The organism is Streptomyces sp. NPDC060000 (genome assembly GCF_042737375.1).
Taxonomy (GTDB): Bacteria; Actinomycetota; Actinomycetes; order Streptomycetales; family Streptomycetaceae; genus Streptomyces.
Genome location: NZ_JBHWUU010000089.1, coordinates 12,934 through 39,424, shown reverse-complemented (window position 1 = coordinate 39,424; position 26,491 = coordinate 12,934). Strand labels below are relative to the sequence as shown.

General features: G+C 71.3%; 23 protein-coding genes, 1 tRNA gene and 1 pseudogene. 12 read left to right on the top strand and 13 right to left on the bottom strand.

The annotated features are described in order from the left end of the window. Positions 1-160: 160 nt before the first annotated feature. The 3 genes from ACFWBB_RS35460 to ACFWBB_RS35450 all read right to left on the bottom strand — a co-directional run bounded on the left by ACFWBB_RS35460 (position 161) and on the right by ACFWBB_RS35450 (position 2,763). A complete protein-coding gene (locus tag ACFWBB_RS35460; RefSeq protein WP_385281094.1) occupies positions 161-892 on the bottom strand; it encodes an NDP-sugar synthase in 732 nt (243 codons plus the stop codon). Positions 893-990: 98 nt separating this feature from the next. Continuing rightward, the gene (locus tag ACFWBB_RS35455; protein ID WP_385281092.1) at positions 991-1,461 is read right to left on the bottom strand and encodes a hypothetical protein; all 471 of its coding nucleotides are present in this window, start codon (positions 1,459-1,461) and stop codon (positions 991-993) included. A gap of 213 nt (positions 1,462-1,674) precedes the next feature. Continuing rightward, positions 1,675-2,763 (bottom strand): ABC transporter ATP-binding protein, encoded by a 1,089-nt coding sequence (locus ACFWBB_RS35450; protein WP_385281090.1) that lies wholly within the window; start codon positions 2,761-2,763, stop codon positions 1,675-1,677. A 273-nt stretch (positions 2,764-3,036) separates the two neighbouring features. On the opposite strand from ACFWBB_RS35450, the gene ACFWBB_RS35445 reads away from it, so the two are divergent. From ACFWBB_RS35445 to ACFWBB_RS35435, 3 genes are all read left to right on the top strand, one after another. Then, positions 3,037-3,113, top strand: a tRNA-Thr gene (locus ACFWBB_RS35445). A 116-nt stretch (positions 3,114-3,229) separates the two neighbouring features. Further along, positions 3,230-3,856: a rhomboid-like protein gene (locus ACFWBB_RS35440; RefSeq protein ID WP_385281102.1), complete on the top strand. Its 627-nt coding sequence runs from the start codon at positions 3,230-3,232 to the stop codon at positions 3,854-3,856. A gap of 9 nt (positions 3,857-3,865) precedes the next feature. Next, a complete protein-coding gene (locus ACFWBB_RS35435; RefSeq protein ID WP_385281087.1) occupies positions 3,866-5,284 on the top strand; it encodes an NAD(P)/FAD-dependent oxidoreductase in 1,419 nt (472 codons plus the stop codon). 91 nt (positions 5,285-5,375) lie between these two features. Here ACFWBB_RS35435 and ACFWBB_RS35430 read toward each other — a convergent pair whose 3' ends face one another. Next, positions 5,376-6,875, bottom strand: coding sequence for an MFS transporter (locus ACFWBB_RS35430; RefSeq protein ID WP_385281084.1), 1,500 nt, complete (start codon positions 6,873-6,875; stop codon positions 5,376-5,378). Between the two features lie 82 nt (positions 6,876-6,957). After that, positions 6,958-7,695, bottom strand: a pseudogene (locus ACFWBB_RS35425) (zinc-binding dehydrogenase); the annotation flags it as partial. A gap of 101 nt (positions 7,696-7,796) precedes the next feature. Here ACFWBB_RS35425 and ACFWBB_RS35420 point away from each other — a divergent pair. Next, on the top strand, positions 7,797-8,543 hold the full coding sequence (locus ACFWBB_RS35420) for a pentapeptide repeat-containing protein (RefSeq protein WP_385281082.1): 747 nt from the start codon (positions 7,797-7,799) through the stop codon (positions 8,541-8,543). Positions 8,544-8,751: 208 nt separating this feature from the next. Here the strand turns inward: ACFWBB_RS35420 and ACFWBB_RS35415 are convergent, their stop codons facing one another. After that, positions 8,752-9,252, bottom strand: coding sequence for a hypothetical protein (locus ACFWBB_RS35415; protein WP_385281099.1), 501 nt, complete (start codon positions 9,250-9,252; stop codon positions 8,752-8,754). Between the two features lie 58 nt (positions 9,253-9,310). Here ACFWBB_RS35415 and ACFWBB_RS35410 point away from each other — a divergent pair, with 58 nt between their 5' ends. Next, complete coding sequence (locus tag ACFWBB_RS35410; protein ID WP_385281079.1) at positions 9,311-10,792, top strand: M1 family metallopeptidase; 1,482 nt, start codon at positions 9,311-9,313, stop codon at positions 10,790-10,792. 4 nt (positions 10,793-10,796) lie between these two features. Here ACFWBB_RS35410 and ACFWBB_RS35405 read toward each other — a convergent pair whose 3' ends face one another. Further along, positions 10,797-11,831: a GNAT family N-acetyltransferase gene (locus ACFWBB_RS35405; RefSeq protein ID WP_385281077.1), complete on the bottom strand. Its 1,035-nt coding sequence runs from the start codon at positions 11,829-11,831 to the stop codon at positions 10,797-10,799. 106 nt (positions 11,832-11,937) lie between these two features. Beyond that, positions 11,938-12,513 (bottom strand): TerD family protein, encoded by a 576-nt coding sequence (locus ACFWBB_RS35400; protein ID WP_121402233.1) that lies wholly within the window; start codon positions 12,511-12,513, stop codon positions 11,938-11,940. A 239-nt stretch (positions 12,514-12,752) separates the two neighbouring features. On the opposite strand from ACFWBB_RS35400, the gene arfB reads away from it, so the two are divergent. Together arfB and ACFWBB_RS35390 are read left to right on the top strand one after the other, a co-directional pair. Beyond that, positions 12,753-13,190, top strand: coding sequence for an alternative ribosome rescue aminoacyl-tRNA hydrolase ArfB (arfB, locus tag ACFWBB_RS35395; RefSeq protein WP_385281074.1), 438 nt, complete (start codon positions 12,753-12,755; stop codon positions 13,188-13,190). 123 nt (positions 13,191-13,313) lie between these two features. Further along, positions 13,314-14,183: a sigma-70 family RNA polymerase sigma factor gene (locus ACFWBB_RS35390; protein WP_385281072.1), complete on the top strand. Its 870-nt coding sequence runs from the start codon at positions 13,314-13,316 to the stop codon at positions 14,181-14,183. A 98-nt stretch (positions 14,184-14,281) separates the two neighbouring features. On the opposite strand, the gene ACFWBB_RS35385 is transcribed toward ACFWBB_RS35390, so the two are convergent. Beyond that, positions 14,282-14,773 carry a flavin reductase family protein gene (locus ACFWBB_RS35385; protein WP_385281097.1) on the bottom strand — a complete coding sequence of 164 codons (492 nt, stop codon included), beginning with the start codon at positions 14,771-14,773 and terminating at the stop codon, positions 14,282-14,284. Positions 14,774-15,215: 442 nt separating this feature from the next. Between ACFWBB_RS35385 and cdgB the strand changes: the two genes are divergently transcribed. Further along, the gene (gene cdgB / locus ACFWBB_RS35380; protein WP_385281069.1) at positions 15,216-16,883 is read left to right on the top strand and encodes a diguanylate cyclase CdgB; all 1,668 of its coding nucleotides are present in this window, start codon (positions 15,216-15,218) and stop codon (positions 16,881-16,883) included. A gap of 121 nt (positions 16,884-17,004) precedes the next feature. Further along, positions 17,005-17,970: a carbohydrate-binding protein gene (locus tag ACFWBB_RS35375; RefSeq protein ID WP_385281067.1), complete on the top strand. Its 966-nt coding sequence runs from the start codon at positions 17,005-17,007 to the stop codon at positions 17,968-17,970. A gap of 611 nt (positions 17,971-18,581) precedes the next feature. Here ACFWBB_RS35375 and nagA read toward each other — a convergent pair. Together nagA and ACFWBB_RS35365 are read right to left on the bottom strand one after the other, a co-directional pair. Continuing rightward, positions 18,582-19,817, bottom strand: a complete 1,236-nt coding sequence (gene nagA / locus ACFWBB_RS35370; protein WP_385281065.1) for an N-acetylglucosamine-6-phosphate deacetylase — start codon at positions 19,815-19,817, stop codon at positions 18,582-18,584. Continuing rightward, on the bottom strand, positions 19,817-20,758 hold the full coding sequence (locus tag ACFWBB_RS35365) for an ROK family protein (RefSeq protein WP_385281062.1): 942 nt from the start codon (positions 20,756-20,758) through the stop codon (positions 19,817-19,819). The genes nagA and ACFWBB_RS35365 overlap by 1 nt, the downstream gene beginning before the upstream one ends. Before the next feature lie 207 nt (positions 20,759-20,965). Here ACFWBB_RS35365 and ACFWBB_RS35360 point away from each other — a divergent pair, with 207 nt between their 5' ends. From ACFWBB_RS35360 to otsB, 3 genes are all read left to right on the top strand, one after another. Next, complete coding sequence (locus ACFWBB_RS35360) at positions 20,966-22,213, top strand: ABC transporter substrate-binding protein (RefSeq protein ID WP_385281061.1); 1,248 nt, start codon at positions 20,966-20,968, stop codon at positions 22,211-22,213. A 376-nt stretch (positions 22,214-22,589) separates the two neighbouring features. After that, positions 22,590-22,853 carry a DUF3263 domain-containing protein gene (locus ACFWBB_RS35355; protein WP_385281059.1) on the top strand — a complete coding sequence of 88 codons (264 nt, stop codon included), beginning with the start codon at positions 22,590-22,592 and terminating at the stop codon, positions 22,851-22,853. Positions 22,854-22,910: 57 nt separating this feature from the next. Further along, entirely contained in the window at positions 22,911-23,783 is an 873-nt protein-coding gene (gene otsB / locus ACFWBB_RS35350) for a trehalose-phosphatase (protein ID WP_385281057.1), read from the top strand. Here the strand turns inward: otsB and ACFWBB_RS35345 are convergent. Together ACFWBB_RS35345 and ACFWBB_RS35340 are read right to left on the bottom strand one after the other, a co-directional pair. Then, complete coding sequence (locus tag ACFWBB_RS35345; RefSeq protein ID WP_385281053.1) at positions 23,771-25,183, bottom strand: trehalose-6-phosphate synthase; 1,413 nt, start codon at positions 25,181-25,183, stop codon at positions 23,771-23,773. The two genes, otsB and ACFWBB_RS35345, sit on opposite strands and share 13 nt — an antisense overlap. Positions 25,184-25,352: 169 nt before the next feature. Next, positions 25,353-26,324 (bottom strand): glucosyl-3-phosphoglycerate synthase, encoded by a 972-nt coding sequence (locus tag ACFWBB_RS35340; RefSeq protein ID WP_385281051.1) that lies wholly within the window; start codon positions 26,322-26,324, stop codon positions 25,353-25,355. Positions 26,325-26,491: the final 167 nt, after the last annotated feature.

The window sequence follows — 26,491 nt, the reverse complement described above, 5'->3', positions numbered from 1 at the left end:
GGCCCCCCGGTCTTCCATAGGCGCGGGGCTGTGCCGATGTGCGGCTCCGCCGCGTGGCGCGACCAGCCTCCACCGGGCCGGCAGCCGACAACTACCCCCACCCGCGGAGCGACTCCCGGCGGAGCGACTCCCCGCCGAGCGACTCCACGCGAAGCGACTCTCAGCGACCGAGCGCGGCCAGTTCCTTCGCCGCCTCCGTGAGGTCCTTCGCGGTGTCGATGGCCCGCCAGTAGGCCCCCTGCGGGAGCGGGAACCCGGCCAGCCGCCGCTCACGGGCGAGGTGCGGGAACGTCGTCCGCTCGTGGTCCCCCCGCTCGGGGAGCAGCCCGGCGAACGCGGGGGAGAAGACGTAGACGCCCGCGTTGATCTCGTACGTCGTGGGCGGCGCCTCGATGAAGTCCGTGATGTGGCCGAAGCCGTCCGTCTGCACCGCACCCCACGGGATGCGCGGACGCGCCAGCGCGAGGGTCGCTATGGCGTCGCGCTCGGTGTGGAAGTCGGCCATCTCGCGCAGCGAGAAGCGGGTCCAGATGTCGCCGTTGGTGGCGTACCAGGACCGGTCGGGGTGGGGCAGGTGGGCGGCCGCGTACTTCAGGCCGCCGCCCCTGCCCAGGGGCTCGGTCTCCACGACCGTGGTGACCTTGACGGGCAGGTCGGCCGACTTCAGCCAGTCCTGCAGGACCTCGGCGAGATGACCGCAGGAGACGACGACGTCGGTGACGCCCTCCTCGGCGAGCCAGCCGAGCTGATGGCCGATGATCGGCGTCCCCGTGCCGGGGATCTCGACCATCGGCTTGGGCCGGTCGTCGGTGTACGGACGCAGCCGGGACCCCTGGCCACCGGCCAGGATGACGGCTTGCGTGGGGCGGGACGCGGCGTGCGGATCGGTCATGCCCGCACTGTACGTGCCGCTTGATTCGGGGCGTGCGGCTCCCCCGACAGGAGGGGAACCGCACGCCCCGGTCCGGTACGGGCCAGGGCCCCGGTGGGTCAGCCCCGTGCCGCCAGGACGCCCGAGGCGAAGGCCGTGTCGCACACCGGGCGGGCGTACGACTGGGCGCGCGAGGGGCCGTAGATACGGACGGCGGCGCGGCCCAGGGCGCGGGCGATGGAGGAGCAGTGCCTCGCCAGCGACGGCTTGCCGTTCACGGCGGCCTGGAGGTGGGTCAGGGCGGCGCCCGGGTCCTTCTCCTGGAGCTCGGTCAGCAACTGGTCCCGCAGCACGTCCTGCGGGGCCTGGGCGGCCTTCTTGGAGGACTGGTGCGCGGCGGAGACGTCGGAGGCGGTGAGCACCGAATCCGAGGGGTTCCCCGACCAGTTGACCCGGGTGACCGCGAGGGTCCCGGAGAGCACCATGACGACGGGCAGGACGAGGGCGAGCGAGCGGCCGATCCGGCGGGCTGGGCCGCCCCGGCCGCGGCTCGTGCGCTGCGTGGTGGAGTGGTTCGCGGAGTGCTTCACGCGTGAGAGGGTAGCGTGCAGTAATGATTTGGCGACATTCAGTCACCCGGACGGGGGATGAAGACGTGCTCCCCTTTGGGTAAGGGGTTGACGGACTTCCGGGAAAACACCCGTCGTGCACCGGGTCGGCGAGTGGATGGCGAACACGGAAAAGGGCCCCGCAGCCTGCTGCGGGGCCCTTTTCGTCAACCGGGTGAGCGACGATCGGCAGGATCAGTCGGAGAGACGCGCGCCCGTCGACGTGGAGAACACGTGGGTCTCGCCCGCGCGCGGGACGACGTGCAGCGTGCTGCCCTTCTCCGGGACGTCACGGCCGCCGACGCGGACCACGAGGTCCTTCGACTCGGCGCCGACCTTCGCGGTGCCGTAGACGAAGGCATCGGAGCCGAGCTCCTCGACCACGTTCACGACGACCGCGAGACCCTGGTCGCCGTCGGGGCCGGCCACGTCGAAGTGCTCGGGGCGGACACCGACGGTGACCGTCTTGTCGGTGGCGGCGGCGAGCGCGTCACGCTGCACCGGCACCACCGAGTTGCCGAACTTCACGCCGCCGTCGGCGATCGGCACCTCGACGAGGTTCATCGCCGGGGAGCCGATGAAGCCGGCCACGAAGAGGTTCGCCGGCCGGTCGTACATGTTGCGCGGGGTGTCGACCTGCTGGAGCAGACCGTCCTTGAGGACCGCCACCCGGTCGCCCATGGTCAGGGCCTCGACCTGGTCGTGGGTGACGTAGACGGTGGTGATGCCGAGGCGGCGCTGGAGCGAGGCGATCTGCGTACGCGTCGACACACGGAGCTTGGCGTCCAGGTTGGACAGCGGCTCGTCCATGAGGAAGACCTGAGGCTCACGCACGATCGCGCGGCCCATCGCGACACGCTGGCGCTGACCACCCGAGAGGGCCTTCGGCTTGCGGTCCAGGTACTCGGTGAGGTCGAGGATCTTCGCGGCCTCCTCGACCTTCTGCCGGATCTCCGTCTTGTTGACGCCGGCGATCTTGAGCGCGAAGCCCATGTTGTCGGCGACCGACATGTGCGGGTAGAGCGCGTAGTTCTGGAACACCATGGCGATGTCCCGGTCCTTCGGCGGCAGGTGGGTGACGTCGCGGTCGCCGATGCGGATCGCACCGCCGTTGACGTCCTCGAGCCCCGCGAGCATCCGGAGCGAGGTGGACTTGCCGCAGCCGGACGGGCCGACCAGGACGAGGAACTCGCCGTCCGCGATATCGATCTCGAGCGCGTCGACGGCGGGCTTCGTGGAGCCCGGGTAAATCCGGGTCGCCTTGTCGAACGTAACAGTGGCCATGGTTCTGAGGCCCCCTTCTACCGGCAGGAACGTGCCGGACGATCCGTTGTAGGAAGGTGGTTGGTGTAGTCCACATGAGCGAACTGGGTCAGGACGGTACCTGGCGTTTCCCGGCCTGTCAGTACCTGGAGGCATGTGAACTTCACGGGAATTCTCCGGCGGGCCGGAGCCGCCCTTCGGTGGGAGCCGCGCGGACCGAGAAGTCCGTGGCTCGGGGAAACCGGGGCTGTGTACAGTGGAGCCGCCCTCGCGTGCGGCGTCGTGGCGCGCGGTGCCTCCTTAGCTCAGCTGGCCAGAGCAGCGCACTTGTAATGCGCAGGTCGTCGGTTCGAATCCGACAGGGGGCTCCACGAAAAGCCCAGGCAGACTCCGGTCTGACCTGGGCTTTCGCATGCCCCCGTCCGACGGTTGGCCGATACTGGGCCGGGTGAGACCGCTCAGGGGAGTTTCCGAGGTGGGGCGGGCGGTGTGGGCCTACGTCCGCAGGGCGCCCGGCACGTACGTGTGGCTGACGATCCTGTTCTTCACCACGGTCGCCCTGCATCACATGTCACCGGAGTTCGAGCAGGAGTTTCTGCGGCAGCGGTCCACCAACATCCATGAGCTGTCCCGGCATCCCGTGCGGGTGCTGGTGGCGAGCGCGATGTGGATCGACGGTGGGCACTGGCTGCCGTACGCGGTGCTGTACTCCGTCTTCCATGCCCAGGCCGAGCACCGGCTGGGGACCGCGCGGTGGCTGGCGGTGTGCGCGGCGGCGCATGTGCTGGCGACGCTGCTCAGCGAGGGGGCGCTGGCGAAGGCGATCCGGGACGGGCTCGCGCCGCAGTCGGCGGCCAACACCCTGGATGTCGGGGTGAGTTACGCGTTGTCGGGGGTGGTGGCGGTGCTGGTCTACCGGATCCGGCCGCCCTGGCGGTACGGGTATCTCGCGGGCGTTCTCGTCTTCTACGCCGTTCCGCTGGTGGCCGGGCCGACCTTCACCGACTTCGGCCACTTCGTCTCCGTCCTCATCGGACTGGGGTGCTATCCGCTGGTCAGAGGGCGCGGAAGAGTACGGAATCCGAAGGAGACAGCGTCCGTGCCGCCGGGTTAACGTCCGGCCATGAGCAGCTCGGCGAGCGGTTTCGTGAACGGCGTCGTCAATGGCGGTGTCTCCTTCTGGTACGCGGACGACGGTCTTCCGGCGGTGCGGGAGCCGCTCGCCGGTGACGACTCCGCCGACGTCGTGATCGTCGGCGGCGGGTACACGGGGCTGTGGACGGCGTACTACCTGAAGAAGGCGGTGCCCTCGCTGAGGATCACGGTCCTGGAGCAGAGGTTCTGCGGGTACGGCGCCTCGGGGCGCAACGGCGGCTGGCTGTACAACGGCATCGCGGGTCGTGACAGGTACGCGAAGCTGCACGGTCACGAGGCCGCCGTACGGCTCCAGCGGGCGATGAACGACACCGTCGACGAGGTCGTCCGGGTGGTGGCGGAGGAGGGTTTCGATGCCGGGGTCCACCGGGGCGGGGTGCTGGAGGTGGCCCGGACACCGGCGCAGCTGGCCCGGCTGAGGGAGTTCCACGCGCACGAACTGTCGTACGGGGAGCACGATCGCGAGCTGTACGGGGCCCGGGAGACGGCCGAGTGGGTGCGGGTGGCGGGCGCCGTGGGGTCGAGCTGGACCCCGCACGGCGCGCGCGTGCACCCGGTGAAGCTGGTGAAGGGGCTCGCGGCGGCGGTGGAGGCGCTGGGGGTGGACGTCCGTGAGTCGACGCCGGTGACGGAGATCCTTCCGGGGCGGGCGGTGACGCCGTACGGGACCGTGCGGGCGCCGTATGTGCTGCGCTGCACGGAGGGGTTCACGGCCGCGTTGAAGGGCGAGCGGCGGACCTGGCTGCCCATGAACTCCTCGATGATCGCCACCGAGCCGCTCAGCGACGAGCGGTGGGCGGCGGTCGGCTGGGCGGGGCGGGAGGCGCTGGGCGACATGGCGCACGCCTACATGTACGCCCAGCGCACGGTCGACGGCCGGATCGCGCTCGGCGGGCGCGGGGTGCCGTACCGGTTCGGTTCGCGGACGGACAACGACGGGCGGACGCGGTTCGAGACCGCGCGGGCGCTGCGCGAGATCCTGGTCGGGTTCTTCCCGGCGCTGGCCGGGGTGCGGGTCGAGCACGCCTGGTCGGGGGTGCTGGGCGTGCCGCGCGACTGGTGCGCGACGGTGACGCTGGACCGGGCCGCGGGTGTGGGCTGGGCGGGTGGTTATGTCGGCTCCGGTGTCGCCACCGCGAATCTGGCGGCGCGGACGCTGCGGGATCTGGTGCTGGTCGACTCCGGGCAGGGATCCCGCACCGACCTCACGGACCTGCCCTGGGTCGGTCACAGGGTGCGCAGGTGGGAGCCGGAGCCGCTGCGGTGGCTGGGGGTGCAGGGCATGTACGCGACGTACCGGGCGGCGGACCGGCGGGAGACGGAGTCGCACGCGGCCGGGTCGTCGCGGCTGGCGCGGATCGCGGACCGGGTGGCGGGGCGCCACTGACACCGGCGCGGGGCGACGGGGGCGGTCCCGCGGTGGGCCCTGCGGTGGGCCGTGCGCCGGGCGATGTACGGCGGGTGCGTACCGGGGGCGGTCAGCCCACCGACTCAGGTACGGCTGCCGCCGCAGGGGCGTGTCTCGGGGGCCCGGTCGTGACCATCAGGCCCGCCACCAGGCCGGCCAGCAGCATGATCCCGGCGGCCCACCAGATGGCGACCGTGTAGCCGTGCACGGTTCCCTCCGCCGCGACCTGTGCCTTGCGGGCGGGGTCGGTCAGGTGGGCCGAGATGTAGGCCGCGCTGCTGGTGGTGGCGATCGTGTTGAGCAGTGCGGTGCCGATGGAGCCACCCACCTGCTGCGAGGTGTTGACGGTGGCGGAGGTGACGCCGGCGTCCTGCGGCGCGACCCCGGCGGTGGCGGTGGCGAAGACGGGCATGAAGGTCAGGCCCATGCCGAGGCCCATCAGCAGCAGCGCGGGCAGGATCTCGCTGGTGTAGGAGGAGTGCACCGTCATCCGGGTCAGGATCACCATGCCGCCCGAGGCGAGGACCATGCCGGGGACCATCAGCATGCGCGGCGGCACGCGGTTCATCAGCCGGGCGGAGATCTGGGTGGAGCCGATGATGATCGCGACGGTGAGGGGGAGGAAGGCGAGGCCCGTCTTCACGGGGGAGTAGCCGAGGATGACCTGGAGGTAGTAGGTCATGAACAGGAACAGTCCGAACATGCCGATGACGGCCAGGCCCATGGTCAGGAAACAGCCCGCGCGGTTGCGGTCCTTGATGATGTGCAGGGGCAGCAGCGGTACCCGCGCCCTGGTCTGCCACCACACGAAGGCCGTGAGCATGGCGATCCCGCCCGCGAAGAGGGCCAGCACCAGGGGGTCGGTCCAGCCACGCGGCTCGGCCTCGCTGAAGCCGTAGACGATCGCGACCAGGCCGCCGCAGCCCAGCACTACGCCGGGTACGTCGAGGCGGGCGCCCGCGTGGCCGGGGCGGTCGTGGAGCAGCGCGAGGGCGCCCAGTACGGCGACTACGGCGATGGGCACGTTGACGTACAGGCACCAGCGCCAGTCGAGGTACTCGGTGAGCAGACCGCCGACGATGAAACCGATCGCGGCCCCGCTGCCGGCGAGGGCGCCGTAGATGCCGAAGGCCTTGCCGCGTTCCTTGGGGTCGGTGAACGTCGTCGTCAGGAGGCTGAGCGCGGAGGGGGCCAGCAGGGCCGCGAAGACGCCTTGGAGGGCGCGGGCGCCGAACAGCATGGCCGAGTTGGTGGCCGCCCCGCCGAGCGCGGAGGCGGCGGCGAAGCCGATCAGCCCGATGACGAACGTGCGTTTGCGGCCCACCAGGTCGGCGATGCGGCCGCCGAGCAGCAGGAGGCCGCCGAAGGCGAGGGTGTATGCGGTGATCACCCACTGGCGGTCGCCGTCGGAGATGCCGAGGTCCTCCTGGGCGGAAGGCAGCGCGATGTTCACGATCGTCGCGTCCAGGACGACCATGAGCTGGGCGAGGGCGATGATCACCAGGCCCCACCAACGGCGTGGATCCGGTTCGGTGTCGGCGGATGATTCACCTGTCCGGGTGACACTCATCTGGATAGAACACCATGAATCGGGACGTGTCGCATCCCTGAACCCCGCTCCTTTCAACCGCCCGCGGGGCGGCTCGCACCGGTCACGGGATCAGGACGGCCTTCCCGACCGTTCCGCGTGTTTCCGGCGCCCGGTGCGCGGCGGCGGCCTCGGCGAGCGGGAACGCCCGCACTGCCGGGGTCAGCCGCCCGGCGGCCGCCTCGGTGAGGGCACAGAGCTCCAGGGCCCGCAGGCCACCCGCCTTCTCGATCATCACGGGCCCGAGGACCGACTGGGAGACTCCCTCGACGAAGTAGCCCTTTCTGCCCTTCCTGCCCTTCCCGCCGTTCCTGCCCTTCCCGCCGTTCCTGCCGCCGCGGACGCCTTCGGCGGACCAGCCGAAGACGAGGTGCCTGCCCGTGGGGCCGAGGAGGGCGACGGCCGCGCGGGCGACGTCCCAGCCCACCCCGTCGAGGACGACGGTGGCGGGCCGGCCGCCCAGTCGGGCGCGGACCTCGGCGGGCCATGCGGTGTCCGTGCAGTCGACGGCGAGGTCGGCGCCGTTCGCCGCGACCAGGGCCGTCTTCTCGGGCCCGCCGGCGAGCCCGACGACGGTTCCGCCCGCGTTCTTGGCGTACTGCACGAGGAGCGTGCCGACGCCGCCCGCCGCCGCGGGGATCACGGCGACGGTCCCGGGCCCGAGCTCGGCGAACTCGAGGATCCCCAGGGCCGTACGGCCCGTGCTGATCATGGCGACGGCCTGGGCGGGGTCCGGGTCCGACGGGATCTCGTGGAGGTGGTCCACCTCGGTGACGGCGCGCTCGGCGTACCCTCCCGGCGCGGTTGTTCGGCCTCGTCCAGCCTTCTACCTGAACCCTGCTTGAGGTCAAGGGGGTGATGGTCAGGGGCGGGATTGTCAGTGGCGGGGTGCAGCATGGGGGCATGGCGAGGACAGGCACCGGTAGGACGGGCAGGACCGGCGGTGGCGGTGGCGGCAGGACCGGCGGCAGCGGTGGCGATGGCGGCAGAGCCGGTACGGCGGTGAAGGGCGCGCGGCGTCCGGAGGTGCGGCTGCCGGCCACGGAGCCGTTCGGGGGCGCGGGGCTGGAGCCCGACGGGGATTACGACGGCGTGGAGTTGCGTGAACTGGACCTGGCCGGGCAGGACGGCGGGGGCGCCCGTTTCATGGACTGCGCCCTGACGGGCTGTGCGCTGGACGAGACACGGCTGCGCCACAGCCGCTTCCTCGACTCGGTCCTCACCGGCATCCGGGGCGTCGGCACGGACCTGGCGGAGGCGACCCTGCGCGACGTCGAGTTGGTCGATGCCCGCCTGGGCGGTACCCAGTTGTACGGTGCCGTCCTGGAGCGGGTCGTGATCCGCGGCGGCAAGATCGACTATCTGAACCTGCGCCAGGCGCGGCTGCGGGACGTGGTGTTCGAGGCGTGTGTCCTGGTCGAACCGGACTTCGGCGGCGCCCGCCTGGAGCGGGTCGAGTTCGTCGACTGCACCCTGAAGTCCGCCGACTTCACCGCGGCGACCCTGACGGACGTGGACCTGCGCGGAGCGGCGGAACTCGGCATCTCGGGAGGCGTGGACCGTCTGTCGGGAGCGGTGATCAGCGCAGCCCAACTACTGGATCTGGCGCCCGTGCTGGCGGCAGAACTGGGGATCAGGGTGGAGGGCTGAGGAGGAGGCCGGTGCGGGGGCTGGGGCTGGGGCTGGGGGCCGTGCGGCGCGGGGGACCGGCGGTCCGGGGACCGGCGGTCCGGGGACCGGCGGGTCCGGGGACTTGCGGTCCGGGGACTTGCGGTCCGGGGACTTGCGGTCCGGGGACTTGCGGTCCGGGGACTTGTGGTCCGGAGGCCCGTGGTCCGGGAAGTCCGGGGCCGTGGGGCTACCTCAGCCGGGGGAAGCGGGACTGCAGTGTCCAGATCGCCGGGTTTTCGGCCAGGTCCTCGTGCAGGTCGGTCAGGTCGGCGAGGAGGTCGTGCAGGAAGTCACGGGCCTCGCGGCGGAGTTCGGCGTGGGAGAAGGTGAGCGGGGGCTCCTCCGCCGGCATCCAGTCGGCCTCGATGTCCACCCAGCCGAAGCGGCGCTCGAAGAGCATGCGGTCGGTGGACTCGGTGAAGTCCAGTTCCGCGTACTGCGGGCGGGAGGCGCGGGAGCCCGCCGGGTCCTGGTCGACCCGCTCCACGATGTCGCACAGCGCCCACGCGAAGTCCAGCACCGGCACCCATCCCCAGGCTGTGGACACCTCACGGTCCGCCTTGGTGTCGGCGAGGTAGACATCGCCGCAGAACAGGTCGTGGCGCAGGGTGTGGACGTCCGCGCGCCGGTAGTCCATCTGGGGCGGGTCCGGGAAGCGGTTGGAGAGGGCGTAGCCGATGTCGAGCACGTAGGCGATGGTGTCACGCCCCCGCGCCGGGGCCGGTCGCGCCCATAGGATCGCTGACATGTCCCGATCCGTACGCCTTGTGCCGGCGGTGGCCGCCGCGACGCTGTTGCTCGCCCTGACCGCCTGCGACGACGAAGGGACGCCGGACACCCCGGGCGCCCAGGCAGGGAAGGCCTCGGGGGCCCCGGGTCTGGGCGACCCGTACTTCCCGAAGGCGGGCAACGGCGGCTACGACGTCTCCCACTACGGCCTCACCCTCGCCTACACGCCCGTGGGCAACTGGCTCAGCGGCACCGCCGTCGTCACGGCCCGGGCTACCGAGGACCTCAGCGCCTTCGACCTGGATCTGGCGGGCCTGAAGGTCGAGGAGGTGACCGTCGGGGGCGACGCGGCCGAGTTCCACCGGGACGGCCAGGAGCTGATCGTCCGCCCGCCCGACGCCCTGGCCGACGGCGAGACCTTCGAGGTCCGGGTCCGTTACTCCGGCAGCCCGCGGACGATCACCGACCCGGACGGCTCGAAGGAGGGCTGGCTGCGCACCGCGGACGGAGCGCTCGCCCTCGGCGAGCCGACCGGCTCCATGGCCTGGTTCCCCGGCAACCACCACCCCTCCGACAAGGCGTCGTACGACATCGCCGTCACCGTCCCGAAAGGCCTGACGGCCGTCTCCAACGGTGAGTTGAGGAGTGAGAAGGCCACGGGCGACGGCCGCACGACCTTCACCTGGCACACCGCCGAGCCGATGGCGAGCTATGTGGCGACCGTCGCGATCGGCCGCTACACCGTCACCCGCACCACCGTCACCCGCACCGCAGGCCCGGAAACCTGCCCCGGCACCGATTCGCCGGCCGAGGCCGGCCTGCCGGTGTATGTCGCCGTCGACCCGTCCCAGGTGGCCGCCGGCCGTAAGGTGCTCGCCCGGCTCCCCGAGGTGATGGAGTGGGCGGAGTGCAACTTCGGCCCCTACCCGTTCTCCTCCGCCGGCGCGATCATCGACCGCCCCGAGGACGTCGAATACGCCCTGGAGACCCAGAACCGTCCCGTCCACCCCGGCGCCCCCGACATCGCGACCTTCGTCCACGAGACCGCCCACCAGTGGTTCGGCGACTCCGTCACCCCGGAGAACTGGCAGGACATGTGGCTCAACGAGAGCTTCGCGACCTACGCCGAGTGGCTGTGGACGGAGGACGAGGGCGGCCTTACGGCTCAGGAGACGTTCACGGAGCTGTACGACCACGGCGAGGACGAGGACGAGTACGAGAACCTGTGGGCCTTCCCGCCCGCGAAGCCGACGAGCGCGGCCCACGTCTCCGACCCCTCGATCTACCAGCGCGGCGCGATGGTGATCCAACGCATCCGCCAGACCGTCGGCGACGACGCCTTCTACGACATCGTCCAGGGCTGGGCCGCCGCCCACCGCCACGGCAACGCGGGCACCGCCGACTTCACCGCCTACGTGGAGCAGCAGGCGCCGGACGAGGACTTCAGCGGGATCTGGGCGGACTGGCTGTACGGGGAGGGCAAGCCGGAACGCCCGTGACCCGTCATGCGGGTTCCGTACGACGGGACCCGGTGTCCGTCCCGGTGTCCGTCGCGGTCCCGCTCTCCCACTCGTCGAGCAGCCGGGCGAGGCCGGGCGGCCATACCGGCTCCGCCTCCCGTGTGAGCTCCTCGCGCGTCCACCAGCGCCAGCCGAGGATGCCGTCCGTGGCGTGCGAGGCCGCCAGATCGGGCCCGCCGGGTTCGCGACGCGGGCCGCGACTGACGTAGATGTGGTCGTGTTGCGTGACGAGGGTGCCCGTGGGGGTCCCCCCGCTCGAGCGAAGCCGAGAGTGGGGGAGGGTGAAGTCGTGTTCCCAGGTGCACAGCAGGGGTCCCGGTTCCAGGTCCGCCCACCCGGTCTCCTCGCGCAGCTCACGCAGCGCCCCCTCGCGCGGCGACTCGCCCTCGTCGAGGCCGCCGCCGGGCAGCGCCCAGTGGATGCCGTCGTCGGCGTTGTGGTACCGGAAGAGGAGGACGGAGCCCTGTGGATCGAGGACGGCGACCCGTCCGGCCGGGCGGAATCTGCGCAGCCGCTTGCACAACACGGCGCATGGACGGCCGAGTTGCAGGTCGGGCCGGTGCCCGATGACCTGGTAGCCGAGGGCCGTCCAGAAGGCGAGCCCGTTGGGGTTGGCGTCGAGCACGGCGAGCCGCAGGGCATCGCGGCCGGCTGCCCGGAAGCGGTCCTCGACGGCCGTGACGATCTGCCTGCCGTAGCCACGCCCCTGCACGGCCGCGTCCACCATCAGCAACCCGACCCATGGATCCGGATCGGCCGGGTCGGGATGGCGGTCGAGCGTGACCACGACCCCGATCAGCCGCCCTGCCCCGCGGGCGAGCAGCACCTGCACGCCTTCGTGCGCCAGCTCCTGAGCCAGCGCCGCGGCCACCTGTTCCGGACGGATGTCGTCCGGGTCCGGGAAATCACCGCTCAGGGCGTGGAACTCGTGGTGCGAGGCGTAGAGGGCGGTGAGTTCGGTGAGCAGGGGCGCGGGGATGTCGCGGTCGGGGGTGAGGGGGAGGGGGCTGAGAAGCATGCGGAGCAGGCTAGTCGGCGTATCCCGGTCACCGGGGTGAAGACGCCGCGGAGCCCCCGGCCGGGTGGCCGAGGGCTCCGTCGCCGGATGCGCGCGGGCGCGTGACTCAGACGCTGACGCCGAAGTCCTGGGCGATGCCCACGAGGCCCGACGCGTAGCCCTGGCCGACCGCGCGGAACTTCCACTCCGCGCCGTTGCGGTAGAGCTCGCCGAAGACCATGGCCGTCTCGGTGGCCGCGTCCTCCGAGAGGTCGTAGCGGGCGATCTCGGCGCCGCCGGCCTGGTTGACGATGCGGATGTAGGCGTTGCGGACCTGGCCGAAGTTCTGCGAGCGGTTCTCCGCGTCGTAGATCGAGACCGGGAAGACGATCTTCTCGACGTCGGCCGGGAGACCGGCCAGGTTGACGTTGATCGCCTCGTCGTCGCCCGCGCCCTCGCCGGTGCGGTTGTCGCCGGTGTGGACGATGGTCTGGTCCGGCGTCTGCTTGTTGTTGAAGAAGACGAAGTGACCGTCGGAGTAGACCTTGCCCTGGGGGTTGACCGCGATCGCGGAGGCGTCGAGGTCGAAGTCCGTGCCGGTGGTGGTGCGGACGTCCCAGCCGAGGCCCACGGTGACGGCGGTCAGGCCCGGAGCCTCCTTGGTGAGCGAGACGTTGCCACCCTTGGACAGGCTTACAGCCATGGTTGGGAGTCCTTCCCTCGTTGCGTACGGCTTCGTACGGGGCTTCGTACGGGCACGAAGCTACAGCTATCCCTATGAACGCAGCGAAGGGTGCTCAAGGTTCCCTGCCACTCCGCGTTTCTTTACTTTCTTTACCAAGCCGGTCCGGGGCGCGACCCGCGACCTGCGCCGCGACAGCTGTCGGGACGCGTCCAGGGACCGGGATATTCGCGTGACGTGAGGGCGGCGCGAGCGGGAACATGGTCGGCATGTCTGGTCCCTATGTCGTCCGTGGCTCCGTCTCGCTGCCCGAGGCCGAGCTCATGTGGCGTTTCTCGCGGTCTTCGGGGCCGGGCGGGCAGCACGTCAACACCAGCGACTCGCAGGTGGAGCTCCGCTTCGACCTCGCGCGCACCGAGGCGCTGCCCGAGGTGTGGAAGGCGCGGGCGCTCGAGCGGCTGGCCGGCCGGCTCGTCGACGGCGTCGTCACCGTCCGTGCCTCCGAACACCGCTCCCAGTGGCGCAACCGCGAGACCGCCGCGGTGCGTCTCGCCGCCCTCCTCGCCGAGTCCACCGCCCCGCCGCCCAAGCCGCGCCGGCCGACCCGGATCCCGCGCGGGATCAACGAGCGCCGGCTGCGGGAGAAGAAGCAGCGGGCGCAGACGAAGCGGGGTCGCACCGGTCGCGACTGGTCCTGACCGGCCACGCGTGCGTGCACATCTCGCGGTCGTACCTCGCGTTTCATACCGCGCGTGTCACATCTCGGGTGTGCCATCCGTCAGTTGCCTGACAGCCGATCGCGAACAGGGATGTGACGGACGATGGCAGCAGGCGACGACGACTTCCTCGCCGAGCGCTTCGAGGCGCACCGCGGCCGCCTGCGGGCCGTGGCGCACCGCATGCTCGGGTCCGCCGCCGAGGCCGACGACGCCGTGCAGGAGGCGTGGGTACGGCTCAGCCGGAGTGGCGGCGACAGCGCGGGCAGGGAGATCGACAACCTGGCGGGCTGGCTGACGACCGTCGTCGGCCGGGTCTGCCTCGACGTGCTGCGTTCGCGCCGCTCCCGTGCCGAGGAGCCGCTGGAGAACTGGACGCCGGCCCCGTCGTCCGAGGCGGCCGATCCGGCGCAGGACGCGCTGCTCGCCGACTCCGTGGGCGTCGCGCTCCTGGTCGTCCTGGACACCCTCACCCCCGGCGAGCGGCTGGCGTTCGTGCTGCACGACCTGTTCGGGGTGCCTTACGAGGAGATCGCCGGCATCGTCGACCGGACCCCCGAAGCCGCGCGGCAACTCGCCAGCCGAGCCCGGCGCCGGGTACGGGGCGCGCGGGAGCCGGACGTCGATCCCGCCCGGCAGCGCAAGGTCGTCGACGCCTTCCTGGCCGCCGCCCGGGACGGGGACTTCGACGGGCTGCTCGCCGTTCTGGATCCGGACGTCGTGGCCCGCTCCGAGACCGGAGTGGTCACGGGCGCGGCGGGGGTCGCGGCGGGTGCGGCGAGTTTCGCCTCCCTCGCCGCCGTGGCCCGGCCGGCCCTCGTCGACGGCGCGATCGGGCTGGCGGTGCTTGTCGACGGCCGGGTGGAGCGGACGCTCAGTTTCCTGTTCGTACGCGGCGGCCGGATCGCCGTGATCGACATCGTCACCGACCCCGACCGCGTCTCCGGACTGGATGTGGTCCTGCAGCAGGCATGACGGCGAGACGGCATGACGGCGGGACGGGCCCTGATGTCGTCGTGCGGGCGTCCTCGGCGGACTGAACGTCAGGCGGCCACGGCGTTTCCGTTTCCGTGTCACCCCAACTGCCGGTAACGGCCCCGGAAATACATCAGCGGACCGCCGTCCGCACTCGGTACGGACGCGGTCAGCACCCGGCCGATCACCAGCGTGTGGTCGCCCGCCGGAACCCGTTGCTCGGTGCGGCACTCCAGGGTCGCCAGGGCGCCGCCGACCAGGGGCGCGCCGGTGACCTCCCCGCGCGCGTACGGGATGTCCTCGAAGAGCAGCCGGTCGCTGATGCGGCCCTTCATGGCGAAGCGGCCTGCGATGTGCCGCTGGCTCTCGGAGAGCACCGACACCGCCCACGAGGGCTGTTCGTCGAGCAGGTCGTCCATGCGGGAGCCGTTGCGCAGACTGACCAGGACCAGCGGCGGGTCCAGGGAGACGGACATGAAGGCCGTCGCGGTCATGCCGACGTCCTCGCCGTCCGGTGCTTGGGGGTCGTCCGGGTCCAGGGACGGTTCCCGGGCCGTCACCAGGACCACGCCGTCGGCGAGGCGGGACATGGCGGCGCGGAACTCGTCGTTGCTCACCCCCTCAGCATGCCTGGGGGGAGTCGTCGACACGGTCTTGAGTACATGCGGCTCGAGTACGTCTGGGGGCACGTTCGAAACGCTAGTGTCCGACCGGTGCGCGCCGCATCGGACTTCTGCCCGAGTGGGGTCGTAGGACCGTGGACCGATTCCCCCGACTGCGTTTCGGTGCCTGTCCGTGTTCAGGAAACTCACAGGAAAACGCGGAAACTCCACTCAAATGTTCATCTTCAGCTGTGACTTGAGTCACAAGAAGCATTAATTGTTGACCCTGTGTACCTAGTGAGAAGCGCGCTGTGATTCAGTGGCGGAGGCGTCACAAGGAGACACACACCGACAGCACAGCACCAGAAACGACGTTACGCCGAGGACAACCCTTGATTCGCTGCGAAGTCTCGGGGGGAGGGCGAAACACATGGAGACCGAGTCGGAGCCTTACGTCCGCCTTGCGTCCCTGCGACAGCTGCACCAGGTCATGGCCGACATGAACACGGCCCGCAGTCTGGCCGACACCTTGCAGACCGTCGCAGACGGAGTGGTCACGGCACTCGGGTACGAGCTGGCATGCGTCAATCTCGTGCGCCCGGACAACAATCTCGTGGTCGCCGCCTTCGCGGGCAATCCCGCCGCCGAGGCACTCATCACCGGCCGGGTCGGCTCGCGCGAGTCCTGGGAGCGGCGCCTCGGCATGGGCGAGACCTGGGGCGAGCTGGTCTTCATACCGCACACCGAGGGCTGGATCCTCGACGACGACGACGTGCCCCAGTGGTACACCGACGGGCCCGCGCCCCGCTTCGAGGACGAGTGGCACCCCTCGGACCGCCTCTTCGCCCCCATGTACATGCCCGCCGCCCCCGGCAGCGGGGACGCCTGCGGTGAGCTGATCGGCGTCCTGTCCGTGGACCGGCCGCGCAACGGCCGACGGCCCGGCGCCTGGGGGCGCGAAGCCCTCCAGATGTACGCCTTCCAGGCCGCCATCGCCATCAGCAACGCGCGTCTACGCGCGAATATGCAGCGGGCACTGGTCCGGCTCGAACGTGACCAGCAGGCTCTGCGCGCCAGTGAGGAAAGCTTCCGGCAGGCCTTCGAGTACGCCCCCTCCGGCATGGCGATAGCCGAGATGGGCGGCGACCAGCACGGACGCATACTCAGGACCAACGACGCCCTGTGCCGCCTGCTCGGCCGCCCCGCCTCCGCGATGCGCCGCTACTCCTTCTCGGACCTCGTCCACCCCGAGGACATAGGCACCCTGCTCCGTACCTCCGCGGAGGGCGGGCGCGCCGAACTCCGCCTCGGCCGCCGGGACGGCACCTATGTCTGGGTCAGCCTGCGCAACTCCGTCGTCGCCGACGCCGCTGACGGGCCCCGCTTCCTCCTCACCCACGTGGAGGACATAGAGGACCGCAAGCGCCGCGAGCTCCAGCTCGCCCACCGCGCTTCGCACGACTCCCTCACCGGCCTGCCGAACTCCGCCGAACTGCGCTCGCGCCTGTCCTCGCGGCTCTGTCAGCGCCCCCAGTCGACCCACCCCGCCGCCGTCGACGCCATGGACACGGCCTACGGCCACGCGGCCTTCGACGCCAACGGCCACGGCTTCGACTTCCGGCCCGGCGGCACCGAGTCCTTCGACGGCTACGACCACCATGTGCACACCGCCACTCCCGAGGAGGGCCGCGACGACGGCACCAAGGGACTCGCGGTCCTCTTCTGCGACCTCGACGGCTTCAAGTCGATCAACGACCGGTTCGGCCACAACGCCGGCGACGCGGTCCTCATCGAGGTCGCCCGCCGACTCTCCCGCCAGGTCCGCGACGGCGACACGGTCGCCCGGCTCGGCGGCGACGAGTTCGTGATCCTCGCCGACGGCCTCGGCCGCGCCGACGCCGCCGACCTCGCCGTACGCCTGCGCAACGAGATCATCCAGCCGATCCGCGCCGAGGGGCGGGCCGTGCGCGTGGGCGCGAGTTTCGGCATCGGCTGGGCACATTGCGGGATGACCGCGGACGAAGTGTTGAAGTCGGCCGACGAGCGTATGTACGTCGAGAAACGATCTCGTCCCAAACAGCACCGGCGTGCGGGATGATCACCAGGTCAGCGAGTTGATGCGAGCAGAGTCACCTGTTTGGGCCATGGGGAGCGGGTAGGCTCGCCAGTCTGACCGCACCATCGCATCCGACCCCGCACCTGCTGAGGAGTACCAAGGGATGACGTCCGGCAACAACGGGGCCAGTACGCCCGAGGACGACGACCCGTTCGGCTACCTCTACGCCGACGGCCAGGCCAACGGCGCCCAGCCGCCGTCCGGTGGTGGCTACGGCTACCCCAACTCGGTCAGCAGAGTGCGCGCGGTCGGCGAGCGCCGTAACGGGCAGCAGTCGCAGCGGCAGACCGCGCAGTACGGCCAGCCGCCGACGGTTCCCCAGCAGCAGGGCACGTACGGCCAGCCGAACGCGAACTACGCGGCGCCGGAGAACTTCGGCGCCGGCGGCGGGCCCTCCACCGGCCGGCAGCCCGTGCAGGGCGGCGGCGGGCGTGGCCGTGGCCCCAACACCAAGGGCCTGCTGATCGGCGCGGTCGCGGTGGTCGCCGCGGTCGTGATCGGCATCGCGGTCGCCATGGCGAACGGCGACGACGGCTCCGACGACAACAAGGCCGGCGGCCAGGCGTCCACCTCGGCCACCGCCTCCGCGAGCGCCTCGCCCAGCGAGTCGGCCGCCGACGACGCCGACAAGGCCGAGCTGCCGGACCCGGTCGACGCGAAGGCGCTGAACCTCGGTGGCAGCGCCGCGCTGGCCTCGGACGTCGAGGGCGCGCAGGCCGCCGGCGGTGTCTACGTCGGCAACCTCAACCAGGTCGGCAACTCCGTCACCTGGACGGTCAACGGCATCCCGTCGGACGGCACTTACACCATCTTCGCGCACTACAGCGCGACCGGTGACGACCAGGAAATGACACTCACCGTCAACGGCAAGACTTTCGGCAGCAAGTTCGGTCTGGACAACTACAGGCACGCCGCCGACGGAGACTTCGCCAAGGGCTGGACCACGAGCTACACCTGGCCCAGCCTCACCAAGGGCACCAACACGATCTCGGTCTCATGCCAGGCCGGCGACAAGTGCAACGTCCTGCTGGACCAGCTGTGGGTGAAGAAGGGGAAGGTCACCCGATAGGGCTGGTCTTAGCTCTCCTCAGCACGGCAAATCTGAAACATCTGGCGGTTTTCGGAGCGGTTGCTGCTGCCGTTGTATTCGGAATACCGTCATCAGCGTCGGCCGCCACCGTCTCGCCAGCGACTGTCACCGCTGGTCCGTGGGGCGGAGTGAAAGCCGGTTGCAACGGAACCAACAGCAGTGGCGTCCGCCTCGGTACGCACTCTGTAAATGTCCGCAGTTCCACGTCGACCAGCTCGACTTCTGTCGCCACGATTGCTTCTTGCGGCCTCCGCAAGTGCTTTTTCGAGTCCTGCGACAAGGTCACTGGTGGCTCGTACACTTGCTGGTCGGGCGGGCCGTCGGATAACCACTGGGTGACGGTGAACATTGGTGGTGTCAAGCGATATGTCGCACACCAGTGCGTCGCCATCGGGGGCTTCTTCTAACCGGAGATGCTAGACACTTGAGCGTCGGGCAGGTCCGGGCAAGCGGACCCGCCCAGTGTTGGGCATTCATCGGCCGGCACGTCATGCCGACGCTCCTATGTCGACCTGGCTCAACAGCTGCCTTAGAGACCGGTGGCCGGCCCAGTACTCGGGTCGGCCACCGTCCCTGTGCGGGCGGACGTATCAGGCGAGTTGGGGATCCACCACCCAGTCCCCCTTGCGCATCACGCCCCTGAGCTCGAAGTTCTCGTCCAGCAGGACCAGGTCGGCGTCCTTGCCGGGCTCCAGTGAGCCCACCCGGTCGTCGATGCCCAGCAGCCGGGCCGGGTTGGCGGACAGGGCGGCCACCACGTCCTCGACCGGCAACCGGTCGATCGTCACCGACCGCTGGAAGGCGCGGTCCTGGGTGAGGGTCGAGCCCGCGATCGAGCCGCCCTCCACCAGCCGGGCCACGCCCTCGCTGACCTCGACCTCCAGCGGGCCGAGCAGATAGCGGCCGTCGCCGATGCCGGCCGCGTCCATCGCGTCCGTGATGAACGCCACCCGGCCCGGGCCCGCGTGATGGAACGCCAGCCCCAGGGCGGCCGGGTGCAGGTGGGTGCCGTCGTTGATGAGCTCGACCGTCACCCGCTCGTCCTCGAGGAGCGCGGCGATCGGGCCGGGGGCGCGGTGGCCGAGCGGCGGCATCGCGTTGAAGAGGTGCGTGGCCACGGTGGCTCCGGCCTCGATGGCCTCGACCGTCTGCTCGTACGTCGCGTCCGTGTGCCCGACGGCGGCGATCACACCGTGCTCGGCGAGCAGTCGTACGGAGTCCAGGCCGCCGGGGAGTTCCGTCGCCAGGGTGACCATGCTCGCCCGGCCGCGCGCCGCGTCGATCAGTTTGCGCACCTGCGCCGGGTCCGGGTGGCGCAGCAGTTCCTCGGAGTGCGCGCCCTTGCGGCACGGCGAGATGAAGGGGCCCTCGAAGTGGATGCCGGCCAGGTCGCCCTGCTCGGCCAGCTCGCTCAGCAGGCCGGCCTGCCGGACCAGGAAGTCCATGTCGTCGGTGACGGTCGACGCGACGAGGGTGGTGGTGCCGTGCAGACGGTGGGTGTGGATTGCCTTCTGGACCTCCTCGGCCGTGCCGGAGAAGGAGGCTCCGCCGCCGCCGTGGTTGTGCAGGTCGATGAAGCCGGGGACCAGCCAGTGGCCCGTCACGTCGATGACCTTCGCGGTTCCCTGCTGGGTCCCGTGCGAGGTCTCGTGCGGGGCTTCGGCGGTGATCTTCGTGCCGTCGATCGTGAGGCGGCCGTGGGGGACCGTACCCGTGGGGAGTACCACCCTCGCGCCGGTGAGTACCTGCCTCCGGGCGCCGGTCGCGGGCCGCGGATGCGTTGTGGCAGGTCGCGCGGTTCCCCGCGCCCCTGGGGGGGTGGCCATCAGGGGGTTACCTCCGTACGGTCGGTTGAGTTGAGGAGATCCCAGGCCAGTAGGCCCGCGCCCAGGCAGCCCGCGCTGTCGCCCAGGGCCGCCGGCACAATGTCCGGCAGTTTCTGGAAGGTCACCCGTCGGCGGACCGCGTCGCGCAGCGGGGTGAACAGGGTCTCGCCCGCCTCCGCGAGGCCGCCGCCGATGACGAGCGTGCGGGGGTCCAGGAGGGTGAGCGCGGTGACCAGGCCGTCGGCGAGCGCGTCGACGGCCGTCTGCCAGACCCGGACGGCGTTCGGGTCGCCGGACGTGACGGACTTCGCGCAGTCCGCGGCGTCCGCCTCCGGGTCCCCGCAGGCGGCCGCCCACGCCTCGCTCACCGCCGCCGCCGACGCGAACCGCTCCAGACAGCCGTGCTGCCCGCACGGACACGGGCTTCCGCCCGGCCGTACGACGATGTGGCCGATCTCGCCCGCGAAGCCGTGCGCACCCGCCTCCACCCGGCCGTCGACGCCGATCGCGCCCGCGATGCCGGTGCCGAGCGCGACGAACAGGAACCGGTCCGCGCCCCGGGCCGCCCCGATCCGGCCCTCGGCGAGGCCGCCGGTGCGCACGTCGTGCCCGAGGGCGACGGGAGTGCCGAGGCGTCCGGTGAGCAGCTCGCGCAGGGGTACGTCCCGCCAGCCCAGGTTGGCGGCGTAGGCGGCGACGCCGTTCGCCTCGTCGACGATGCCGGGCACGGCGACGCCGGCCGCGGCGGCGGGCTCGCCGAACCGCAGGGCGCCGTGTTCGCGCAGGTCGGCGGCGAAGTCGAGGATGCCGGCGACGACCGCGTCGGGTCCCCGCTCACGGCCGGTGGGCCGGCGGGCCCGGTGCAGCAGTGTGCCGTCCGCGCCGACCAGGGCGGCCTTCATCCCGGTGCCGCCCACGTCCAGGGCGATGACATGTCTCACGGTGACAGTGTGGACCGAGGAACCGCGAGAGGTCTAGTCCACTCACGCCTCTTGGGGGTACCGTGCCGCCGCGGAGGCCCGAAAGAGGTCTAGTCCACATGGGTGGTGTAGACCTTAATCCGAATAGCGATCCATTGGTATGAGCAATCAGTTGGGAGCAGTGCGGTGCAGCGGCGGGCACGGAAGTCAGCAACGATCACGGGAACCATGGCGGGGGTGTCCGTACTCGGCATGGCCGCGGTCCTCACCGGCTGTGGACTGTCCTCAGGCTCCGACGACGTCACCCTGAGACTGGTCGCCGCCGACTACGGCAACAGCAGCGCCAACAGCTCGAAGAAGTACTGGGACCAGCTCGTCGAGGCGTACGAGAAGAAGCACCCCGGCATCACCGTCGACGTGACCGTCTACTCCTGGAACGACGTGGACGCCGAGGTCAAGAAGATGGTCGACGCGGGCAAGGCGCCCGACATGGCCCAGATCGGCGCGTACGCCGACTACGCGGCCGCCGACCGGCTCTACAAGGTGAGCGACGTGCTCTCCATCCCCGTCGAGGCGGACTTCGTGCCCCAGCTCGCCAACGCGGGCGAGGTCCGGGGGGTGGAGTACGGCATGCCGTTCGCCTCCTCCACGCGGCTGCTGTTCTACAACAAGACCCTCTTCGCGAAGGCCGGCATCACCCCGCCGACCACCTGGGCCGAACTCGCCGAGGACGCCAAGGCGCTCAAGGACGACGGCGTGAAGTACCCCTACGCGCTGCCTCTCGGGCCCGAGGAGGCGCAGGCCGAGACCCTTCAGTGGCTGCTCAGCGGCGGGGGCGGCTACACCCAGACCGTCAGCGCCTACAGCCTCGACTCCACCGAGAACGTCGAGACCTTCGACTGGCTGAAGGACGACCTGGTCGGCAAGGGCCTCACCGGGCCGGTCGCGCCGGGCAAGCTGAACCGGGCCGCCGCGTTCGCCGCGTTCACCGCCGGCGACGTGGGCATGCTCAACGGGCACCCCTCACTGATGAAGGCGGCCGCCGCCACGGGCGTGAAGTTCGGCATGGTGCCGATGCCCGGCGTCAGCGGCCCGAGCAAGGTCTCGATGGGCGTCGCCGACTGGATGACCGCCTTCAAGCAGAACGGACACGGCGAGCAGGTCGGCGACTTCCTCGACTTCGTCTACAACGAGAAGAACGTGCTGGACTTCTCCCGCGAGTACGACCTGCTCCCGGTCACCGCCTCGGCCTCCCTGGTCATGGGCGCGGCCGAGCAGGACGCCGACCTCAAGCCGTTCCTGGACGAACTCCCGCTCTCCGAGACCTACCCGGTCGGACGGACCTCGTGGGCGAAGGTCAGCGCGGAGATCAAGAAGCGCGTCGGCCAGGCCGTGGCCCCGAACGGCGACCCGTCCGCGGTGCTGGGCGAACTCCAGACCACGGCCAGCACGCTGGACACCACCTCCGGCGGCTGAGCCCCCGGGCCGTCGGGCCACCGGGCCACCGGGGCTGCCGAGCCACCGGGTCCGCCGGGCTGCCGGTCCGCCGGGTCCGCTGGGGCTGCCGGGGCTGCGGGGCTGCCCGGGCTGCCGGTCCGTCGGGCCGCCGGGTCCGCTGGGGCTGCCGGTCCGCCGGGTCCGCTGGGGCCGCCGGGGCTGCCGGGCTGCCGGTCCGCCGGGGCTGCCGGGCTGCCGGTCCGCCGGGTCCGCCGGAGCTGCCGGTCCGCCGGGTCCGCCGGAGCTGCCCGGGCTGCCGGGTCCGCTGGGGCTGCCGGTCCGCTGGGGCTGGCGGGGCTGCCGGGGCTGCCGGGCTCCCCGGGCCGCTGTCGGTGGCGGGCGTTACGGTGCGGACATGGAGCGTGCGGACAGGGAGCGGGGAGCGGAAGCGGACGGGCTGGGGGCGGGGGAGCGGGACATCCTCGCCCTGGAGCGGCGCGGGTTCTCCGGCGCCGGCGCGAAGGAACGGGCGATACGCGAGGAACTGGACCTGTCCCCGGTCCGCTACTACCAACTCCTCAACGCCCTCCTGGACGACCCCAGGGCCCTGGCCCACGACCCGGTCACGGTGAACAGACTGCGCAGGGTCCGCGAGACGAGGCGGGGAGAGCGGCAGTAGCGACAGTAGAGGCGGGGGGAACGCCGGTCACGGGCGCGCGTTGGCTATGGTCGCCGTATGGGCAGCCACGAGACGCACTCCACGGAACCCGCACCCCTCACCCTCCCCGTTCCGGTCACCCCGGCGGGCCGCGACGCGCTCGACGCGATCGTCGGCCGGCCGTCCACCACCCTCGTCGCGCTCGACTTCGACGGCACCCTCGCCCCGATCGTCGAGAACCCGGAGGACGCCCGGGCGCACCCCGACGCCGTCCCCGCGCTCGCGGCCCTCGCCCCGAAGGTCGCCGCGGTGGCCGTCGTCACGGGGCGGCCCGCCGAGGTCGCCGTACGGCACGGCGGATTCGCCGGGGCCGAAGGACTGGAGCACCTCTGCGTCCTCGGCCACTACGGCGCCGAACGCTGGGACGCCCGCACCGGCACCCTCAGCGCCCCCGCCCCGCACCCGGGAGTGGCCGCCGTCCGCGCAGAGCTCCCGCGGGTCCTGGCCGCCGCCGGGGACCTGCCGGGCGTCTCGGTCGAGGAGAAGGGCGGCCGGGCCGTCGCCGTCCACACCCGCCGCGCCGACGACCCCCAGGCCGCCTTCGAGGCACTGCGAACCCCCCTCACCGAGCTCGCCGCCCGGCACGGCCTGATCGTCGAACCCGGCCGGATGGTCCTGGAGCTGCGCCCGCCGGGCATGGACAAGGGCGTCGCCCTGCTGGAGCACGTCCGCGAGACCGGCGCGCGCTCCGTCCTCTACGCCGGTGACGACCTCGGCGACCTGCCCGCCTTCGCCGCCGTGGAGAAGCTCCGCTCGGAGGGCGTCCCCGGGCTGCTGGTGTGCAGCGGCAGCACGGAGGTCGGCGAGCTCGCGGAGCGCGCGGACCTCGTCGTAGACGGGCCCGCCGGGGTCGTGCGGCTGCTGCGGCAGCTGGCCGCTCAGCTCGGCTGAATCTCCCGCAGGGCGGTCAGCTGGTCCAGGAACCACTTGGCCGGAGGGAGCGCGGTCGCCGCCGCGGCCAGCCGCTTCGTGCGCTCGGCCCGCTCCTGCGGCTTCATGCTCAGCCCCTCGTGCAGGGCACGGGCGGTCTCCAGCACGTCGTAAGGGTTCACCGTGATCGCGTCCTCGCGCAGCTCCCAGTACGCCCCCGCCTCCCGGGACAGGACCAGCGCGCAGCCCTCCTCGGAGATCACCGGCACCTCCTTGGCGACCAGGTTCATGCCGTCGCGGATGGGGTTCACCAGGGCCACGTCGGCCAGCCGGTAGGCGGCCAGCGAGCGGGCGAAGTCGTCCTTGAGGTTCAGCAGGACCGGGGTCCAGCCGGGCGTGCCGTACTGCTCGTTGATCTCCTCGGACAGGCGCTGCACCTCGGCCATGTAGTCGCGGTACACGGCGAGATCCTGGCGGGAGGGGTAGGCGAACGCCACGTGGACGACCCGCTCACGCCACTCCGGGTGGTCCTCGAGCAGCTGCCGGTAGGCCAGGAGGCCGCGCACGATGTTCTTCGACAGCTCGGTGCGGTCGACGCGGACGATCGCCTTGCGCCCCTCACCGATCTCCGTACGGAGCGCCGCAAGCCGCTCGTCGACGTCCGGCCGGTGCGCGCGCTCGCGCAGGAACTCGGCGTCCGCGCCGAGACCGTGCACGCCGATCTGCGTCTTGCCCGGTCCGCCAGCGAACTCCGTACAGCACGCGGTGAAGGCGTCCGCCCAGCGCCGGGTGAGGAAGCCCAGGCGGTCCGCGCCGAGCATCCCGTGCAGGAGCTGCTCGCGGATGTCCGTCGGCAGTAGCGCGAAGTAGTCCACCGGCGCCCACGGCGTGTGCGAGAAGTGCCCGATGCGCAGGTCGGGGCGGAGCTCGCGGAGCATTCCGGGGACCAGACACAGGTGGTAGTCCTGGACCAGGACCGCCGCGCCGTCCGCCGCCTCCTCGGCCAGCGCCTCCGCGAACGCCCGGTTGTAGGTCTCGTACGACGCCCACTGGCGGCGGAACTCCGCGTCGAAGGCGGGCTCCAGCGGCGTCTGGTAGAGCAGGTGGTGGATGAACCACAGCACGGAGTTGGCGATGCCGTTGTACGCGTCGGCGTGCACGTCGGCCGGGACGGCCAGCATGCGCACGCCCTCCTCGCCGACCCCGCGCCGGACCGCCTCGCGGTCGCCTTCGGAGAGCGCAGAGCACACCCAGAGGGCACCCGCGTCGGGCCCGATGGCCGACAGGCCGGAGACCAGCCCGCCGCCGCCGCGTTTCGCGTGCAGCGAGCCGTCCTCGCCCAGCTCGTAGGAGACCGGGCCGCGGTTGGACGCGACCAGCACCTCGGCGGCCCGGGCAGCAGTGTCGTGCGTGGAAGCCATAAGCCTCAACCTAGCCCGGTCTGTAAACGCTCAAACGTACGGTCGCACTGCGTGGACGGACCGTATCCGGCCGTATATCGGCGCTGTCGCCGCCACCGCCCGGTATCACCGTCATAGCGGCCGGTATCGCCGGTATTTCCGGATTCGCCGTATACGGCCCGTCCCGAGGTCACGCGACCTTGCGCGTCGCGTACTCCGCGATCTCCGCCATCGGCGGCCGTTCCTCGGTGTCCACGGAGTAGGTACGCGGCTCGAAGCCGTTCGCGCTCCGTTCGAACTGGGTGAGGGACGGGCGGATCAGATGCCCGCGGGCCAGCCGGAGCTGGGCGGTGCGGTAGATGGCCGCCGCCATCCGGCCCAGTGCCTGGCCGTCCTGGTGGCGGTGCTTGCGCACGCCCACGTCGACCTGGGCGAGGGCGTCCAGGCCCACCAGGTGCAGGGCGTCGACCAGCATGCCCAGCTCCACGCCGTAGCCGACGGGGAAGGGCAGCTGCTCCAGCAGGCCGCGACGGGCCGCGTACTCGCCGCCGAGCGGCTGCACGAACCCGGCCAGCTGCGGCCAGTGCATGTTGAGCAGCGGCCGGGCCATCAGCTCGGTGACCCTCCCGCCCTGGCCGGCCGTCCTGCCGGAGGCGGGCGAATCCAACTCCGTGCCCAGCGGACGGTCGTACATGCCCTTGACCAGGTCCACCCCGGGATCGGTGAGCAGCGGGCCGACGATCCCCGAGACGAAGTCGGAGGAGAACTCCCTCAGATCGGCGTCGATGAAACAGACGATGTCCCCGGTGGTGACCAGTAGCGAGCGCCACAGGACCTCGCCCTTGCCGGGCATGGCCGGTATGCGCGGCAGGATGTCGTCCCGGTGGACGACCCGCGCGCCGGCCGCCGCGGCCACCTGCGACGTACGGTCGGTCGACCCCGAGTCGACGACGACGATCTCGTCGACGAGCGGGACCTGGTGCATGAGGTCGTGCCGGATGATCGCGACGATGTCACCGACCGTCTCCTCCTCGTTCAGCGCGGGCAGGACGACGGACACCGACTGGTTCGTGGCGCGCTTCGCGGCCAGGATCCGGTGCAGCGGACGGTCGGTCAGGGACCAGGAGCGGGTGGTCAGCCAGCGCTCAGTTTCTTGCAGCACAGTCTGCGGCTCCTCACTGTCGTGATCACACCGGGTGCACGGAAGGTGACCGTGTGATCCATCTCGCGGTTCGGACGGCTATCTCAACTGTCCAGGCCTTCGGTTACAGTCTTGAACAACGCGGATGACCATCACATGTCCGAGGTCGCCCGCGTTCACAACTTCAT